The sequence below is a fragment of the Clostridium sp. AM34-9AC genome, assembly GCF_003480225.1.
Taxonomy (GTDB): domain Bacteria; phylum Bacillota; class Clostridia; order Lachnospirales; family Lachnospiraceae; genus Acetatifactor; species Acetatifactor acetigignens.
Genome location: NZ_QUIU01000042.1, coordinates 13,254 through 13,811, shown reverse-complemented (window position 1 = coordinate 13,811; position 558 = coordinate 13,254). Strand labels below are relative to the sequence as shown.

Genomic DNA, 558 nt, shown 5'->3' with positions numbered 1-558 from the left:
CCGGAAACACGCTGGATTGTAGAGAAGATTTTTGACCTTGCTGTACATGGGCGTGGAGCCGCCAGCATTACACGGATTCTGGTGGAGGAAAAAGTACCTACCCCCGGCTGGCTGAACTATGAAAGATACGGGACTTTCGCTAATATCTACGCCGGTGCGCCCGCAGAAAAAGCCTATGCGTGGACGATTGCACAGGTCAAGAGCATTTTGAAAGAGGAAACCTACATCGGTCACAGCGTTCACAACAAGCAGAGCAACATTTCATTCAAGAACAAGAAAAAGGTGCGGAAGCCGCAGGAAGAATGGTATCGTGTGGAAAATACCCACGAAGCCATCATTTCCGAAGAAGTGTTCCAAAAAGTTCAAGAGCTGATTGCAAGCAGACGCAGGAAACGCAGAAACGGTACGACACAGATTTTCGCAGGATTGATAAAATGTGCAGACTGCGGATGGTCTTTAGCCTATGGGGAAAACAAGCAGAACAAAAACCCATACGGGTACTACCATTGCAGCAAGAACGGACAGGGATTACGCCAGTGTTCCATGCACTATATCCGC

General features: G+C 48.4%; 1 protein-coding gene. It reads left to right on the top strand.

Annotation, left to right across the window (positions count from 1 at the left end):
• Window positions 1–558: recombinase family protein (locus tag DW835_RS17020; protein WP_243037230.1), on the top strand; the 558-nt coding region annotated here is incomplete at both ends.